The following is a 15,180-nucleotide window of genomic DNA, read 5'->3' on the forward strand; positions in this document are numbered from 1 at the left end:
AACCAGCGCATCCGACGAGGGTCCCGGCTGCTCCGACGCGGAGAGGACGTGGTGGCGGTGGGTCTCCCATGACCGTCTCCGAAATTGTCGTCGTCGTGGTGGCCGTGGCGGCCATCGCCGCGCTGGGCTGGTTCTTCTTCGGCCCGCGCCGGGCGCGCACCGCGCACCTGACCGGCGGAGTGCAGCAGGTGCGGGTCACCGTGCGCGGCGGCTACCGCCCGGACGTCATCCAGGTCCGCCAAGGCCTACCGGTGGAGATGGTGTTCGACCGGCAGGAGTCCGGGGACTGCACCTCGCGGGTCGTCTTCCCCGACCTCCGGCTCAGCGCGGCGCTCCCCGCGTTCCAGACCACGACGGTCCACCTCACCCCGGCCCGAGCCGGCTCCTTCGGCTTCGCCTGCGGGATGAACATGATCCACGGCACTCTCATCGTCGAACCCGGTGACGAGCCCGCTCCGCCGGACGGGAACGAGCAGGCACCGCCCGGGACCGCGGACCAGAAGGACACCGGTGACCCAGCCGCCGTCGACGTCGAGGCCGCCCAAGCCGAGGAACGGCGCGCCGAGCTCGCCGACCTGACCCGCCGCGTGCTCATCGGCGCGGTCCTCACCCTGCCGGTGCTGTTCGCGGTGATGGCCCAGTCGCTGTTCGGCGCGGACTGGGTGCCCGCCGTACTGCTCAACCGGTGGGTGCAGCTCGCGTTGATCACCCCGGTGATGTGCTACACCGGCCGGCCGATCCACCGCACCGGATGGCTGACCCTGCTTCACCGCGGCGCGGACATGAATACCCTCATCACCCTGGGTACGACCGCCGCCTACGGCTACAGCCTGCTCGTCACCCTCGCCCCCGGCCTCCTGCCCAGCGACCTGCGCGAGGTGTACTTCGAAGCCGTCGGCGTGATCCTCACCCTGATCATGCTCGGCCGCCTGTTCGAAGCCCGCGCCAAGGCCGGCACCGGCGAAGCCATCCGCGCGCTGCTCGGTCTGCAGGCCCGCACCGCCCGCGTCCTGCGCGACGGCGTCGAAGCCGAGATCCCGATCGACGAGGTGGAAGTCGGCGACGAGGTCCTGATCCGCCCAGGGGAGAAGATCCCGGTCGACGCGACCGTCCTGTCCGGACAGTCCGCGGTCGACGAGTCGATGGTGACCGGGGAACCCATGCCGGTCACCAAACGCGTCGGCGACACCGTGATCGGCGCGACGATCAACACGACCGGCTCCCTGCACGTGCGCGCGGCCCAGGTCGGCGCCGACACCATGCTCGCCCGGATCATCAAGATGGTTCAGCAGGCACAGGCGTCCAAGGCGCCGATCCAGCGCCTGGCCGATGCGACCTCCGCCTACTTCGTCCCGGTCGTGGTGGGGATCGCGATCGCCGCCTTCGCCGGGTGGTTCGTCGCCGGTCCGCCGCCCGCGCTGACGTTGGCGCTGGTGTCCGCGGTCGCCGTGCTGATCATCGCCTGCCCGTGCGCCCTCGGCCTGGCGACCCCGCTGTCGATCATGGTCGGGACCGGGAAGGGCGCCCGCGCGGGCATCCTGATCCGCTCCGCCGAAGCACTGGAGACCGCGCACAAGCTCGACACCATCGTGCTGGACAAGACCGGCACCATCACCGCCGGCAAACCCGCCCTCACCGACGTCGAAGTCACCGGGACGCCGTCCCAATCCGAGTTGCTCGCGCTGGTGGCCGCTGCCGAGGCCGACAGCGAGCACCCGTTGGCCACGGCGATCGTCGCCGGAGCCCGCGACCGCGGCCTCACCGTGCCGACAGCGACCGGATTCGACTCGATCACCGGCAAGGGCGTACAGGCCACGGTCGCCGGACGGGCCGTCCTCGTCGGCACCACGCGCCTGCTGGCCGACGCCGGAATCGACACCAGCCGGCTCGACCCGATCAGCAGGCGGCTGTCCGGCGAGGGCAAAACCCCGATCCTGGCCGCGATCGACGGCCACCCCGCCGGGGTCCTCGCGGTCGCCGACACCGTCAAGGACGACTCCGCCGCCGCGATCACCGCGCTGCACCGGCTCGGCGTCGAAGTCGTCATGATCACCGGCGACAACGCCCGCACCGCCGCCGCGATCGCCCGTCGAGTCGGGATCACCCGCGTGCTCGCCGAGGTCCTGCCCGAACACAAGGCCGGCGAAATCCGGCGCCTGCAAGCCGAAGGCCGCCGGGTCGGCATGGTCGGCGACGGCATCAACGACGCCCCGGCCCTCGCCCAGGCCGATGTCGGGCTGGCCATCGGCACCGGAACCGACGTGGCGATCGAGGCCGCCGACATCACGCTGATCTCCGGCTCGCTCGCCGGAGTCGTCACCGCGATCCGCCTGTCCCGTGCCACCATGCGCAACATCCGGCAGAACCTGTTCTTCGCGCTGGTCTACAACGCCATCGGCATCCCCCTCGCCGCAGGCGTGCTCTACCCACTCCTCGAGTTGCGGCTGTCCCCCATGATCGCCGCCGGCGCGATGGCCCTGTCCTCCTTGTCCGTCGTCGGCAACGCCAACCGGCTGCGCCGCCACCACCCCGTGCCGCTGCCCGACGCCGAGGCGGTGCCCGCCCCGCGATGAGCACCATCGACCGCCGCACCTTCGTCCGCGCCGGGCTGGCGCTGGCCGGCACAGGACTGTTCTCCGCCTGCACGTCCAACGAAACCAGCGCCCCCCTGATCCTGCCCACCAGCGCCCGCATCGGGCAGGTGGAAGCGCGGCGCCGCGCCACCGGCCACACCCGGGGCTCCAAGCTCACCGCCCAGGTCGCTCAAGTCGACTTGGGTGGTCCCCAAGTGCGCACCTGGACCTACGACGGCGCCTTGCCCGGCAAGGAGATCCGCGTCCGCGCCGGCGACGGCATCGAGGCGGAGCTGACCAACCTGCTGCCCGCCGACACCACCATCCACTGGCATGGGTTGGCACTGCGCAACGACATGGACGGCGCGGCCCCGCTCACCCAGGACCCCATCGTCCCCGGCGGCTCGTTCACCTACCGGTTCGTCGCGGACACCCCCGGCACCTACTGGTTGCATCCCCACGCCGGCACCCAGCTCGATCGCGGCCTCTACGCGCCGGTGATCGTCGAGGACCCAGGCGACCCCGGCGGCTACGACCACGACTGGACGGTCGTGCTCGACGATTGGATCGACGGCACCGGCACCACCCCCGACGAGGTCCTCACCCGGCTACGTCAAGGCGCGGGCGGCATGGGATCGATGCACGGAATGAGCGGCGGCACAGCGCTGGGCGGCGACGTCCGCTACCCGTACTACCTGATCAACGGGCGAGTCCCGGCCGCGCCGGTCACGTTCTTCGCACAACCCGGGCAGCGGGCACGCATCCGGTTCGTCAACGCCGCCTCCGACACGGCCTTCCGCGTCGCACTCGGCTCGCACCGCCTGCGGGTCACCCACACCGACGGCTTCGCAGTCCAGCCCGTCGACATCGATACTCTGCTCATCGGCATGGGCGAACGCTACGACGTCACCGTCGCCCTCGACGACGGGATCTTCCCGCTCGTCGCGCTGGCCGAGGGCAAGAACGCCACCGCACTGGCCCTGGTTCGCACCGGCGGCGGAAGCCCGCCACCGCCTTCGATCCGCCCAGCGGAACTGGATGGCGAGCTCCTTCGCTACGACAGGCTCAAGCCTGCCGAAGAGGTGCGGCTACCCGCCAAGACACCCGACGTGGAACACCGGCTCGACCTGACCGGCGGCATGATGAGCTACGACTGGGGAATCAACGGTCAGCTCTTCGACCCCGCGCAGCGCCTGCTGATCCGGGAAGACCAACGCGTCCGGATCACCTTCGCCAACCGGACGATGATGTGGCACCCCATGCACATCCACGGCCACACCTTCCAGCTGGACGGCACCGGCCCCCGCAAGGACACCGCCATCGTCCTCCCCGGCCGGACCGTGACCTGCGACCTCGCCGCGGACAACCCCGGCCAGTGGATGATCCACTGCCACAACACCTACCACCACGAAACCGGCATGGCGACCATCCTCGGCTACCGGACCTGACCTCGCACCAGGTCCAGCTCGGCACGCAGGCCGTCGACGAGCAAGCCGAGATCCGGCCAGCGGACGGGGTCGGCGAGCATCGCGATCGTCAAGGTGCCCGCGTAGGAAAGCACCTCGAAGACGACGGTCAGGTTGCCGCTTTCGCCGACGCTGAGCGGGATCGCCGACCGGATCGGCGCTCCGCCGAAGGTGACCGGCCCGTCCGGACCTCGCACGTGGCTGACGAGCGTGTGCATCCGGTGCTGGTGGTTCATGTACCAGCGGTAGCCGCCGAGCGCCGCCAACGGCCGGAACAGCGCACCCAGCACGGCGATCGGCGGCGGCCCGGTCGCGGCTGCCTTGCCCGCCCGGACCTCGGCGCCGACCCGCTCCAGCCGCCGGACCACATCGCCGGCGGCCGGAACGCTGACGAGCAACGGGCTGACCGCGTTGCCCAGCACCGAGCCGTCTTCCGTGGCCCGGCCGGACACCGGCACGGCGATCGCGAACGTGTCGACGGCCTCCCCGCGGGCCAGGAGCACCCGGCGCAGGGCACCGGCCACCGCGACCAGGACGGCGTCGTTCACCGAAGCCCCGTTCCGGTGGGCGGCCGCCCGCAGGAGCGCGAGGTCGGCTCGGACGACCGCGAGCCGACGGCGCGGTCCGGTCGGCGCGACGAGTGAGCACGGGGCCGCTCGCGGCGGGTGCAAACCTCCGCCGGCCGAGCTGGACGCCCGCAGCTCCCGCAAGGCCCGCCCGGCCTGGCGCACCGCCCGCAGCCTGGTCGCGACCGCGTCCCGCACCAATGGTCCCCTCCCGGGCGGCACACGCGGGAAAGGCTCCCCGACCGTCGCGGAGCCTTCGTCCACCAAGTGGGCCAAGACGGCGAGACCGCCGACGCCGTCCGCGAGCACGTGGTTCAACACGACCACCAGCGCAGCTTCCCCGTCGGCCAACCCGGTCACGAAGACCGAGGACCACAACGGCGCATTACGCGGCAGCGGAGTGGAGACCAGCGAAAGGGCGGTGTCCAGCAACGCTTGCCGGTCCCCCGGCGACGCGCACACCGCGGCCCGGACGTGGCGGCGGACGTCGAACCCGGAGTCGTCGACCCAGATCGGGCCACCGCACCCCCACGGTGCCCGGGTCAACCGCCGGCGCAGGCGCGGGACGGCCGGGATCCGCTCGGCGATCAGCTGCCGGACCTGCGCCAGGTCGAGCCTCCGGGCCTGGCCGAGCAGCAGGAGCACGCCGAACTGCACCGGCGTGTGGTCGGTTTCCATCGCGAGGAACGCACGATCGGCGGGACTGGCGCGTTCGACGACCGGCCGCGGCGCGCGGGTCATCGTTCCGATGGGTGACCAGCGGGGTCCGGACCGCCGTGCAGCACCTCTTGCACTGCCCGGCGAAGGGAGGGCGGGTCGGCTTCCGCGGCGTACCCGATGCGCAGGAGGGCCTGGGGGAAGCCGGTGAGGCCGAGGTCCTCGCACAGCGCGGACCGCACCGGCTCCAGGTGCAGCGGCTGCGTCAGCACCGCGGCCGCCAGCCCGAGGTCGACCGCGGCGAGCCAGGCCCGCTCCAGCGCGTACCCGGCGCGGACGTGGTCGGCCCGGGCGTCGTCCGCGGTGACGAAGACCAGCAGGGTCTCGCCGGCCAGACGACGCTCGAGTTCCGCCGTTTCCGGGACCTCCGTGGCGCGGCGAACCAGGCCCGCCCACGGCACCGAGCCGGCCGGGACCCGGCTGGCGGGGAGGCCGACGCCGTGCCGGTGGGAGCCTTCGTCCCGGATCGTCCAGAGGGAAAGCTCACGCTGGTAGCCGCTGTCGGTGCGGAAGTGCTCCGCGGCGAAGTGCAACAGCCGGGCGACCACCGCGACCTCCCGACCGGGCCGGACGAGACGCGCTTCGACGCCCGGCGCCCCGCCCGCGTCGACGAGCTTGTGCACCACCGGCGCCGGCACGGCCACCCCCTCGAACGGCGCCCGGTGACTCGCCCGGCGGTCGATCGCCCCGTAGCGGCGGAGTTCCTCGGTCGTGGACGGGGACTCGGCGCCGACAGCGATCCTGGCCACCAGCTCCGGCTCGCGTGCGTCGGGCAGGAACTCGATCTCCACGGCCCGGCCGAGGATGCGGACGGCGAGCTCGAGGTTGGCCACCGCGGCACCGCACGACGCGGCGCGGTCACGCCCGTCCGGGTCGTGGTGCGGAAGAGCCGGTTCCGCACGTTCGCGCACCCGCAGCTCGTCCGGCTCGATCTCCAGCAGCCACGGCTGGGTGTTGTGCACCGACGGCGCGCGCATCATCGACCGGACCAGCACCTCGCTCTCGGTGGCCGTCCAGGACTTTCCCTCCACAGTGGACATCCGGATCAACCCACCCGGCGCAGGAACGGGACGTCCGCCGCCCACTCGTCACGGCGATAGCGCAGCAACCGGGCCACCAGTTCACCTGGGTCGCCGCGCAGGTCCGGCGGAATGGGCGCGGCGACCGGGCCGCCCGTGGAGCGGAGGTCGGCCACGAACCGGGAGACGCGGGACGGCGCCGGCACGAGGTCGCCGCCGAGGTAGGCGAGCACCAGCAGGTCCTCGCCGGAATGGTTCTCCATGGCGAGCGCCCACCCGTGGTGCTCGTCCCACAGCAGGGCCATGTCCCGGCCCGGGTGGCGGGGCAGCCGCACGTCCAGCGCGACGTAGCCCGACACGGGGGTGCCGAGATCCACGGTGCAGGACTCCTCGCCGACGCCGACCGCGGCGCTCACCGCGGCCAGGTAGCCGGTCAACCCGCACCGCAGGCCGTCGTCACGGTCGATACCGGTCAGCAGGGGAATCACTCTCCATCACCTCGGAACGTGCACCGGCCGCGTCGGACCGGATTCCCCCTCGATCCGACGGTACGGCTTCGCTGCCGCACGGGCTGGCGTCGTTCGGCCCCCAATGGAAGGACTTTCGTCACCTGGGCGCCGCCGCGCGCCCCCAGCGGTCCGGAAGCACTGGGACGCCCGGCCTGCCCGGCACCGAGCTTCACTCTTCGCCCGCCGGGCTCACGGGGTGCGGCGGCGCAGGGTGGCCGCCCCGAGGAACAGGGCCAGGACCACACAGCCGGCGATGACCGCGACGTTGCGGACCAGCGTCCCGTCGATCGTCGCCGAACGGGCCACCTGGGTGAGCGCATCCACCGCGTAGGACAGCGGCAGCACGTCCGAAACAGCGCTCAGCAGCCACCCCATCTCGTCGCGCGGGACGAACAGACCACACAGCAGGAACTGCGGCAGCACGAACACCGGCATGAACTGGATGGCCTGGAACTCGGTGCGCGCGAACGCGCTGACGAAGAGTCCGAGCGCGGTGCCCAACAGCGCGTCCAGGACCACGATGAGCAGGAGCGTCCAGACCGAGCCGCCGATGTCGAGGCCGAGCCAGGTCAAGCTGATCCCCGCGGCCACCAGCACCTGCAGGGACGCGAGCAGGCCGAAGGCCAGCGCGTAGCCGAAGAGCAGGTCGAGCTTGCCCATCGGCAGCGTCATCAGGCGCTCGAGCGTCCCGGCGGTGCGTTCGCGCAGGGTGGTGATGGAGGTCAGCAGGAACATGATCGTGAACGGGAAGATGCCCAGCAGTGCCGGGGCGATGCCGCTGAACTGCCGCTCGGAGTTCAGGACGTAGCGCAGCAGGATCATCAGCAGGCTGGGTACGCCGATGATGAGCGCGACCGTGCGCGGGTCGTGCCGCAACTGGGTGAGGATCCGGCGGGTGGTCGCGATCGTGATCGAGGCGCTCATCGCGTCGCTCCTTCCCGGCCCTTGATCAGCCGCAGGAACGCCTGCTCGAGATCGGCTGCCCCGGTCCGCGCCCGCAGTCCCTCCGGCGTGTCCTGGGCAAGCAATTTCCCTTGGTGCAGCATCAGGAGCTCGTCGCACCGGGCCGCTTCGTCCATGACGTGGCTGGAGATCAGAAGCGTGACACCGGCCGTCGCCAAGCCGTGGAACAACTTCCAGAGCTCGTCGCGCAGCTCCGGGTCGGACCCGACCGTCGGCTCGTCGAGCACCAGCAGTTCGGGGGTGCCCAGCAGCGCGACGGCGAGGTTGGCGCGGCCCCGCTGACCGCCGGAGAGCCGGCCGACCAGCGTGCCGGCCGAGGCTTCCAGGCCGGTCTCCGCGATCACCCGGTCCACATCGGACGGACGAGTCCCGAGCACGGCGGCGAAGTAGCGCAGCGCCTCGGTCACGGTCAGGTCCGCGTAGATCGCCGGATCCTGGGTCGCGTAGCCGATCCGCCGGCGCAGCTCCGGGCTCCCCGCGGGGCGCCGGAGCACGGTCACCCGGCCGGACTCGACGATCTGCACGCCGACGATCGAGCGCATGAGCGTGCTCTTGCCGCAGCCGTTGGGGCCGAGCAGGCCCGTCACCGTCCCGCGCCGGACGGTGCATCCGACGTCGCGCAGGACCTCCTGCCCGCCGCGGCGGACCCGCAGGCCCTCCACCACGATTGCCGATTCGTCCACGACGCGCTCCTTCCGTCCGCCTCCATGGTCTGCGGCGGCGGACCGCGAGTCAGGTGCCCGCGGTCCCGGCTTGCGGTGACTTTCGTCCCCGGTCCGGGACTTCCGGCTCCCGGCCGGTGACCTAACGCCCTTTGCCGGCACACGCCGACCGGCGATGCTCGGGGGATGAACGCGCCTTGGGCCGATGTGCACGAAACCCACATCGGCGCGGTCTTCCTCGTCGGGGACCTCGCCTACAAGCTGAAGAAGCCGGTCGACCTCGGCTTCCTCGACTTCACCACCCGCGAGACGCGGGAGCGGGTGTGCCACCGGGAGGTGGAGCTGAACCGGCGGCTGGCGCCGGACGTCTACCTCGGCGTCGCCGACGTCACCGGCCCGGAGGGCGCGGTGTGCGACCACCTCGTGGTCATGCGCCGCATGCCCGAAGACCGCCGCCTGTCCACCCTGGTCCGCCGGCACGAGCCGCTGAACCCGACAATCCGGCGGCTGGCCCGGCAGCTCGCCACCTTCCACGCGGGGGCCGAACGCGGCCACTCGATCAGCGCCGACGAGACGCGCGACGCGGTCCGGAACCGCTGGCGCGCGAGCTTCGAGCAGGTGCGGCCCTTCCACGGCGAAGTGCTGGACCCGGCCACGGCGCTCGAGATCGAGGCCCTGGCCGAGGACTTCCTCGCCGGGCGCGAACCGTTGTTCGACCGCAGGATCACCGAGGGACACGTCGTCGACGGCCACGGCGACCTCCTCGCCGACGACGTCTTCTGCCTCGACGACGGTCCGCGCGTGCTGGACTGCCTCGAGTTCGACGACCACCTCCGGCACGTCGACGTCCTCGACGACGTCGCCTTCCTCGCCATGGACCTCGAGCGGCTCGGCGCGCCCGAGCTGGGGAAACAGCTGCTCGCCGACTACCGCGAGTTCGCGGGTGACCCCGCTCCCCCGGCCCTGGTGCACCACTACCTGGCCTACCGGGCGTTCGTCCGGGTCAAGGTCGCCTGCCTGCGGCACGCCCAAGGCGACACCGAAGCGGCCACGCTCGCGGGCGAATACGCCGAACTCACCCTGGAGCACCTCCGGCTGGGACAGGTGCGGCTGGTCCTCGTCGGCGGAGAACCGGGCACCGGCAAGTCGACGGTCGCCGGCGGGCTGGCCGACCGGCTCGGCGCCACCCTGCTGCAGTCGGACCGGCTGCGCAAGGAGCTGGCCGGGCTCGTCCCGGTCCAGCGACCCGCCGAGGGCTACCGGCAAGGCCTCTACGACGACCACCACACCGACGCGACCTACGCCGAACTCGTCCGCCGGGCCGGGCAACTGCTCGCCCTCGGCGAAACCGTCGTGCTGGACGCGTCCTGGACCGCCGTCCGCCACCGCGAACTCGCCGCCGAGACCGCCAGGCGGACGAGCAGCCCCCTGGTCGCCGTGCGCTGCCACGCGCCGGAAGAGACCGCGGCGCACCGGATCACCCGCCGGGCGGGCTCCCTGTCCGACGCCACCCCGGAGATCGCGCACCGCATGGCCGCGGACGCCGACCCGTGGCCCGAGGCGCACCCGCTGCCGACCACCGGCACGCCGGCCGAGGCGGTGACGCACGCCTTGGCCCACGTGGCGCCGAAGCACCGAAAGTCACCCGTCCAGAGGCATTCCGGCCCTGCTGCCGGCGAGGTGGGCGGTGCGAGGCTCGACTCGGCAGCACACTCCGCCCACGAGGAAGGCCGATGATGGAGCGAGCATTTCCGGACGAGTTCACCGTCAAGACCGCGGTGGCGATGGCCGTCCGCGCGCCGTCGGTGCACAACTCCCAGCCGTGGTACTGGCGGATCGGGCACAGCTCCCTGCACCTCTACGCCGACCCGGACCGGCTCCTGCGCGAAACCGACCCCGACGGCCGCGACCTGGTCCTCAGCTGCGGCGCGGCCCTGCACCACCTCCGGATCGGCTTCGCCGCGCTCGGCTGGACCGCCGAAGTGCACCGGCTGCCCAACCCGGACGAGCCCGACCACCTCGCGGCGATCACCCTCCAGCAGCACCAGCCGACGCAGGACGAAATCGCGATGGCCGCGGCGATCCCGCGCCGCCGCACCGACCGGCGCCGGCACAGCTCCTGGACCGTGCCCCGCGGACACGTCGAAGCCATGGCCAAGGCCGCGGCGCTGGAAGGCACCGTCCTGCAGGTCGCCGACAACTCCGGGCGGTATCACCTGGCCACCGCGATCGAAGAAGCTTCGCGGCGGCACGCCGCCGACCCGGCCTACCGGACCGAGCTGGAGGCCTGGAGTGGCCGTCACTTCTCCCCCGACGGCGTCCCGGCCCGCAACACCCCGGCCCCGGACGACACCCCGGGAGCGCTGCGAGCCCGCCCGTTCGCCGACCCGCTCCTGGCCCAGCCGCCCGACGCCAAGGCCGAGGACGACGAGACGGTGCTGCTGGTCTTGAGCACGGCGTCCGACGACCGGATGTCGCGGTTGCGCGCGGGTGAGGCGACCAGCGTCGTGCTGCTCACGGCCAACGCGTTCGGCCTGTCTTCGTGCCCGCTCACCGAGCCACTGGAACTGCCCGATGTCCGCGAGACGGTGACCAAGCACGTGACCGGCGGCTCCTACCCCCAGATGGTGCTGCGCATCGGCTGGGCCCCCGCCAACGCCGACCCGTTGCCCGCGACCCCGCGCCGTGACCTCGCCGACGTGCTGCAGCCGCTCGAGGCTGCCCCCGGGCACTTCCAGAGCCACTAGGAAGGAGCCGGTCATGCCTTACTGGCACTACCCCGGAACCATGGGCTGGGCGGGCGGCATCGGCATGCTCGTGCTGATGGCGCTCGTGCTGGCCGCACTCGTCGCCCTCGTCGTCGTCCTCGCCCGCCGGGCACCGCAGCCGCCGACGCCGGGCGACACCGCCCGGCGAATCCTCGACGAGCGGTTCGCCCGCGGCGAGATCGACCAGGAAGAGTACGAACGCCGCCGCGACGCCCTGACGCCGAGATGACCATGCGCGCCAAGGCCGTGCTCGTAGCCCTGGGACGAGAGCTCGCCTCGCCGGCTGCGGCGGGAGCGACCGGAATGCGGATCCGGCCACGAGCACGGTTTCCACTGACGATTCCTGGCGCCGCACTCGGCGTCGATGGCTCCGGGCGCCCGCCCGGCCAGGTCCTGACCGGCGGTCCGCCGGAGGCGATTCGCCGGGCGGTCGTCGACATCGCCCACTGAGAGGACGCCATGGACCGCCTGAGCCCGCTCGACGCGGCCTTCCTCGAAATCGAGGACGAAGACCCCAGCTCGTCCCTCGCCATCGCCTCGATCGCGATCGCCGAAGGACCGGCCCCGGCCCAGGGCGAGTTCGTCGACGCCGTGCGGGCCCGGCTGGCCGGCATCCCCCGCTACCACCAGAAAGTCCGCACAGTGCCGTTCGACCTCGGCCCGCCGGCCTGGGTGGACGACCCGGCGTTCGACGCAGGAGCCCACTTCGGCCGGATGGCGCTGCCCGAACCGCACGACGAACAGGCGCTGTGCGAACTGGTCGCCCTGCTGATGGGCGAACGCCTCGAGCGCGACCGGCCGCTGTGGGAGTTCTGGGTCATCGAGGGCCTGCCGGACGGACGCTGGGCGATCCTGGCCAAGGTGCACCACGCGCTGGCCGACGGGCTCGCCGCGACCCGGCTGCAGACGATCCTCTTCGGGGACACACCCGCGCCGACCCGAACCGAGGAAGCACCCGATCCCGGCGCGGCGAAGCTGCTGCTGGACGCGGCGGGTTCGGTCCTGCGCATCCCCTGGGACCAGACGCGGCTGGTCGCCCGTGAGCTGCTGCACCCGAACCGGCTGGCCCGCCGCGTGAGCGACGCCGCCCGCGGCCTCGCCGCGCTGACCTCCGCGCTGCTGCCCACGTCGCCGACTCCGCTGACCGGACCGCTCGGCCGCGACCGCCGTTACGCCACCGCGTCGGTGGCACTGGCCGACGTCAAGGCCGTGGCCAAAGCACACGACGTCACGGTGAACGACGTCCTGCTGGCCGCCGTCGCCGGCGGCTTCCGGGAACTCCTGCTGCACCGCGGCGAAACTCCGGCCGCGGACAGCGTCCGGTCCCTGGTGCCGGTGTCCGTGCGCACCGGGACCGCCCTCGACAACGAGGTCTCCCTGCTGCTGCCGTTGCTGCCGGTCGATCTGGCCGACCCGGTGCAGCGCCTGATCCGGGTGCACCAGCGCCTGAGCACGCTGAAGGCGGGCAAAGAGGCCGACGCCGGCGCGCTGCTCACCGCGACCGCCGCGCACGAGCCGTTCGCCCCGGTCGCCTGGGCCATCCGGGCCGCCGCGCACCTGCCGCAGCGCAACATCGTCACGGTGACGACCAACGTGCCCGGCCCGGCCGAACCGCTGTTCGCGCTGGGCCGCCGGATCGTCGAGATCTACCCGTACGTGCCGATCGCGCTGCGGGTGCGGACGGGGGTGGCAATGCTCAGCTACGCCGGGCGGATCACCTTCGGGATCACCTCCGACGCCGACACGATCCCGGAAACCGACGTGCTCGCCAAGGCGATCGAGCGGGAGATCCAGGCCCTGCGCGCCACCGCCCCGCCGGTGTAGACGAATGCGCCGAAATCGTGCGGCGCGCACGCGGTGACCAGCTCCGGCGGCGGATCCATCAGCAACGCCCACTGGGTGAAGCCGACATACGAACAACCGTGGGTGGCGAAGCGCCCGTCGAACCACGGCTGCTCGCGCATCCACGCGACGATGTCGGCCGCGTCGTAGAGGTTCCAGCCGTACGGCGAGGTGACGAGGATCGTTCCCGAGGCCGGTCCCGTCGGCTCGAAAAGGTCCGCGACCAGTTCGACGTCGTCTCTCGTCGGGATGCGCAGGTCGCGGGTCACGGCGTAGCCCGTCGTCGCGGCGGGAAGCCGGGTCTACTTCGTCCACGTCCAGTCGGCGAACCGAGGCGAGGCCGACCTCCGGGAAGGCATCGCCATCCTGGGCGACTCGCCCGCGACCGATCGGCTGAACGAGACGCTCGAACTCATCCACTTCCTCAGAGACGAGACCCACGCGATGATGCGTCACTGGCAGGAGCGCAAGGCAGCGCCGCGAACTCCGCGGCCAGCCCGGCGACCAGCGTCGCCGGATCAGGGATGAGCTTCCGGTCCGTACCGAACCCGAACCGCACCTGGCCGGCGTAGCTGAACACGCAGATCGTGATCGCCTGCCGCCCGCTGCACGGCGCCCAGCCGACAATGCCCTCGACCTCCGCACCGGCCAGCGTCATCGGCGCGCGCGGGCCGGGCACGTTCGTCAGCACCCCGACCGCCTTTCCGGCGAAGAACCCGCTCAGCGCCAGGCCCAGCGGCGCCGGGCTCTGCGCGATCGCGTACTGCACCCCGAACGTCAGCACCGGTTCATAGGAATCCCGGATCCGGGCGACCCGGCGGTGCACCTCGGCGAGACGCTCGGCGAACGTCCGGCGCCCCAGCGGCAGCTGGGCCAGCACGAGCGAGAAGTGGTTGCCCAGGGTGGCCGGCAGCTCGTCGTCGAACGAGGACAGGCTCACCGGGATCAGCCAGCCCAGGTCGGACCGGTCCGGGCGAGCCGTGCCATGTGCGCTGAAGTACCGGTCGAGCGCCCCCGCGACGAGCGCGGTGCAGACGTCGTTGACCGTCGTCCCGGTTTGGTGGCCGACCCGGGCGAGCTCGGCCAGCGGGATCGGCTCGCCCCACGCCGCGGTCTTCTCGACCCCCGGCTCGCCGTCCCACAGCCCGGTCGCGGTGGACGGCCCGAGCAGGTCCGCGGCGCCGGTGGCACTGTGCCAGATCGTCGTCGCCGCGCCGGCGACCGTGTCGACCACGCGGCGGGGGCCGCCGTCCAGCGCCGAGGCGAGGAATCCGGCGACGGCACCGGTGGCGCCCACCGCCGCGGTCGCGCCCAGTACCGGCACGGCCACGGCGGTTTCCAGCGCCGGGTGCACGCGGGCCGCCTGCTGCTGGGCCTTCGCGCCGGTGTCGCCGAGCGCGCGCAGGACGGCCGCGCCGAGCCGGACCACCGGCTGCGCCACGGCTTCCCGGTGTGGCGCCGCGCCACCGACCTTCGCGTGCGGCGCCGCGGCATCGCCGTCGGCCGGGTCCAGGAGGCTGAACAGCACCTGCGTCAGCCGGATCCCGTCGGCCATCGCGTGGTGCGTGCGGCAGACGAGCGCGCTGCCGCCGCGGTAACCCTGCAGCAGGTCAATGGTCCACAGTGGCCGAATCGGGTTGAGCGGGGCGCTTCGCCGAGCGGCGACGAAGTCCTCGAGCGCCGCCTGGTCGGCGGGTGCGGGCAACTCTTGCTCCACCACGTGCTTCCCGAGGTCGAAGCCGGGATCGGTCTCCCAGGTGACCGTCTGCGTTGGGCCGCCGTGCCGCACGGCTCGCTGCAGGTACACCGGGTACCGCGCCAGCAGCCGGTCCGACACGAGCGACCGCAACCGCGCGGCGTCCACCGGCGTCCTGGTCCACAGCACGGACGTGACGACCATCAGGTTCTCCGGCCGGTCCAGGTGGAGCCACAGGCTGTCCTGAGCGGGCATCCGCCGATGCGGCCCGATCAGTTTCCGCGTGTTCCGCACCGTCATCGCCCGCTCCCGTCGCTCCGCCCGCCATCCACCCTGCACCCCAGGTGCTGTCCGGAAAAGGGCCGGAAGTCACCCCGGGCAAGGCCGAGTGCCCTGCCG

At 72.5% G+C, this 15,180-nt stretch carries 12 protein-coding genes and 1 pseudogene; 6 read left to right on the forward strand and 7 right to left on the reverse strand.

The features are described from left to right. Positions 1 to 68: 68 nt before the first annotated feature. Together AB0M82_RS16260 and AB0M82_RS16265 are read left to right on the forward strand one after the other, a co-directional pair. Positions 69 to 2,573 (forward strand): heavy metal translocating P-type ATPase, encoded by a 2,505-nt coding sequence (locus tag AB0M82_RS16260; RefSeq protein ID WP_364722157.1) that lies wholly within the window; start codon positions 69 to 71, stop codon positions 2,571 to 2,573. Continuing rightward, positions 2,570 to 4,021 (forward strand): multicopper oxidase family protein, encoded by a 1,452-nt coding sequence (locus AB0M82_RS16265; RefSeq protein ID WP_364722159.1) that lies wholly within the window; start codon positions 2,570 to 2,572, stop codon positions 4,019 to 4,021. The genes AB0M82_RS16260 and AB0M82_RS16265 overlap by 4 nt, the downstream gene beginning before the upstream one ends. Here the strand turns inward: AB0M82_RS16265 and AB0M82_RS16270 are convergent. From AB0M82_RS16270 to AB0M82_RS16290, 5 genes are all read right to left on the reverse strand, one after another. Continuing rightward, positions 4,009 to 5,346 carry a wax ester/triacylglycerol synthase domain-containing protein gene (locus AB0M82_RS16270; protein ID WP_364722161.1) on the reverse strand — a complete coding sequence of 446 codons (1,338 nt, stop codon included), beginning with the start codon at positions 5,344 to 5,346 and terminating at the stop codon, positions 4,009 to 4,011. The two genes, AB0M82_RS16265 and AB0M82_RS16270, sit on opposite strands and share 13 nt — an antisense overlap. Next, complete coding sequence (locus tag AB0M82_RS16275) at positions 5,343 to 6,362, reverse strand: nitroreductase family protein (RefSeq protein ID WP_364722162.1); 1,020 nt, start codon at positions 6,360 to 6,362, stop codon at positions 5,343 to 5,345. The genes AB0M82_RS16270 and AB0M82_RS16275 overlap by 4 nt, the downstream gene beginning before the upstream one ends. Positions 6,363 to 6,367: 5 nt before the next feature. Continuing rightward, positions 6,368 to 6,829: a DUF6292 family protein gene (locus AB0M82_RS16280; RefSeq protein ID WP_364722164.1), complete on the reverse strand. Its 462-nt coding sequence runs from the start codon at positions 6,827 to 6,829 to the stop codon at positions 6,368 to 6,370. Between the two features lie 210 nt (positions 6,830 to 7,039). Beyond that, complete coding sequence (locus AB0M82_RS16285; RefSeq protein ID WP_364722166.1) at positions 7,040 to 7,774, reverse strand: ABC transporter permease; 735 nt, start codon at positions 7,772 to 7,774, stop codon at positions 7,040 to 7,042. Continuing rightward, on the reverse strand, positions 7,771 to 8,496 hold the full coding sequence (locus AB0M82_RS16290) for an ABC transporter ATP-binding protein (RefSeq protein WP_364722168.1): 726 nt from the start codon (positions 8,494 to 8,496) through the stop codon (positions 7,771 to 7,773). The genes AB0M82_RS16285 and AB0M82_RS16290 overlap by 4 nt, the downstream gene beginning before the upstream one ends. A gap of 165 nt (positions 8,497 to 8,661) precedes the next feature. On the opposite strand from AB0M82_RS16290, the gene AB0M82_RS16295 reads away from it, so the two are divergent. The 4 genes from AB0M82_RS16295 to AB0M82_RS16310 all read left to right on the forward strand — a co-directional run bounded on the left by AB0M82_RS16295 (position 8,662) and on the right by AB0M82_RS16310 (position 13,067). Continuing rightward, the gene (locus tag AB0M82_RS16295; protein WP_364722170.1) at positions 8,662 to 10,212 is read left to right on the forward strand and encodes an AAA family ATPase; all 1,551 of its coding nucleotides are present in this window, start codon (positions 8,662 to 8,664) and stop codon (positions 10,210 to 10,212) included. Beyond that, the gene (locus tag AB0M82_RS16300; RefSeq protein ID WP_364722361.1) at positions 10,212 to 11,222 is read left to right on the forward strand and encodes an NAD(P)H nitroreductase; all 1,011 of its coding nucleotides are present in this window, start codon (positions 10,212 to 10,214) and stop codon (positions 11,220 to 11,222) included. The genes AB0M82_RS16295 and AB0M82_RS16300 overlap by 1 nt, the downstream gene beginning before the upstream one ends. Positions 11,223 to 11,235: 13 nt before the next feature. Continuing rightward, entirely contained in the window at positions 11,236 to 11,472 is a 237-nt protein-coding gene (locus tag AB0M82_RS16305) for an SHOCT domain-containing protein (protein WP_364722172.1), read from the forward strand. Between the two features lie 230 nt (positions 11,473 to 11,702). After that, the gene (locus tag AB0M82_RS16310; RefSeq protein WP_364722174.1) at positions 11,703 to 13,067 is read left to right on the forward strand and encodes a wax ester/triacylglycerol synthase family O-acyltransferase; all 1,365 of its coding nucleotides are present in this window, start codon (positions 11,703 to 11,705) and stop codon (positions 13,065 to 13,067) included. A 29-nt stretch (positions 13,068 to 13,096) separates the two neighbouring features. Here AB0M82_RS16310 and AB0M82_RS16315 read toward each other — a convergent pair. After that, a pseudogene (locus AB0M82_RS16315) lies at positions 13,097 to 13,207 on the reverse strand (CocE/NonD family hydrolase); the annotation flags it as partial. A 302-nt stretch (positions 13,208 to 13,509) separates the two neighbouring features. Beyond that, positions 13,510 to 15,081, reverse strand: coding sequence for a WS/DGAT domain-containing protein (locus tag AB0M82_RS16320; protein ID WP_364722176.1), 1,572 nt, complete (start codon positions 15,079 to 15,081; stop codon positions 13,510 to 13,512). Positions 15,082 to 15,180 lie beyond the last annotated feature (99 nt).

The organism is Amycolatopsis sp. NPDC051128, from assembly GCF_040682715.1.
In the GTDB taxonomy this organism is placed as follows: domain Bacteria; phylum Actinomycetota; class Actinomycetes; order Mycobacteriales; family Pseudonocardiaceae; genus Amycolatopsis.

Coding starts and splice junctions, on each gene's coding strand:
- AB0M82_RS16305 (WP_364722172.1), top strand. CDS start 11,236: ATGCCTTACTGGCACTACCCCGGAACCATGGGCTGGGCGGGCGGCATC.
- AB0M82_RS16310 (WP_364722174.1), top strand. CDS start 11,703: ATGGACCGCCTGAGCCCGCTCGACGCGGCCTTCCTCGAAATCGAGGAC.
- AB0M82_RS16295 (WP_364722170.1), top strand. CDS start 8,662: ATGAACGCGCCTTGGGCCGATGTGCACGAAACCCACATCGGCGCGGTC.
- AB0M82_RS16320 (WP_364722176.1), bottom strand. CDS start 15,081: ATGACGGTGCGGAACACGCGGAAACTGATCGGGCCGCATCGGCGGATG.
- AB0M82_RS16285 (WP_364722166.1), bottom strand. CDS start 7,774: ATGAGCGCCTCGATCACGATCGCGACCACCCGCCGGATCCTCACCCAG.
- AB0M82_RS16275 (WP_364722162.1), bottom strand. CDS start 6,362: ATGTCCACTGTGGAGGGAAAGTCCTGGACGGCCACCGAGAGCGAGGTG.
- AB0M82_RS16260 (WP_364722157.1), top strand. CDS start 69: ATGACCGTCTCCGAAATTGTCGTCGTCGTGGTGGCCGTGGCGGCCATC.
- AB0M82_RS16270 (WP_364722161.1), bottom strand. CDS start 5,346: ATGACCCGCGCGCCGCGGCCGGTCGTCGAACGCGCCAGTCCCGCCGAT.
- AB0M82_RS16265 (WP_364722159.1), top strand. CDS start 2,570: ATGAGCACCATCGACCGCCGCACCTTCGTCCGCGCCGGGCTGGCGCTG.
- AB0M82_RS16300 (WP_364722361.1), top strand. CDS start 10,212: ATGGAGCGAGCATTTCCGGACGAGTTCACCGTCAAGACCGCGGTGGCG.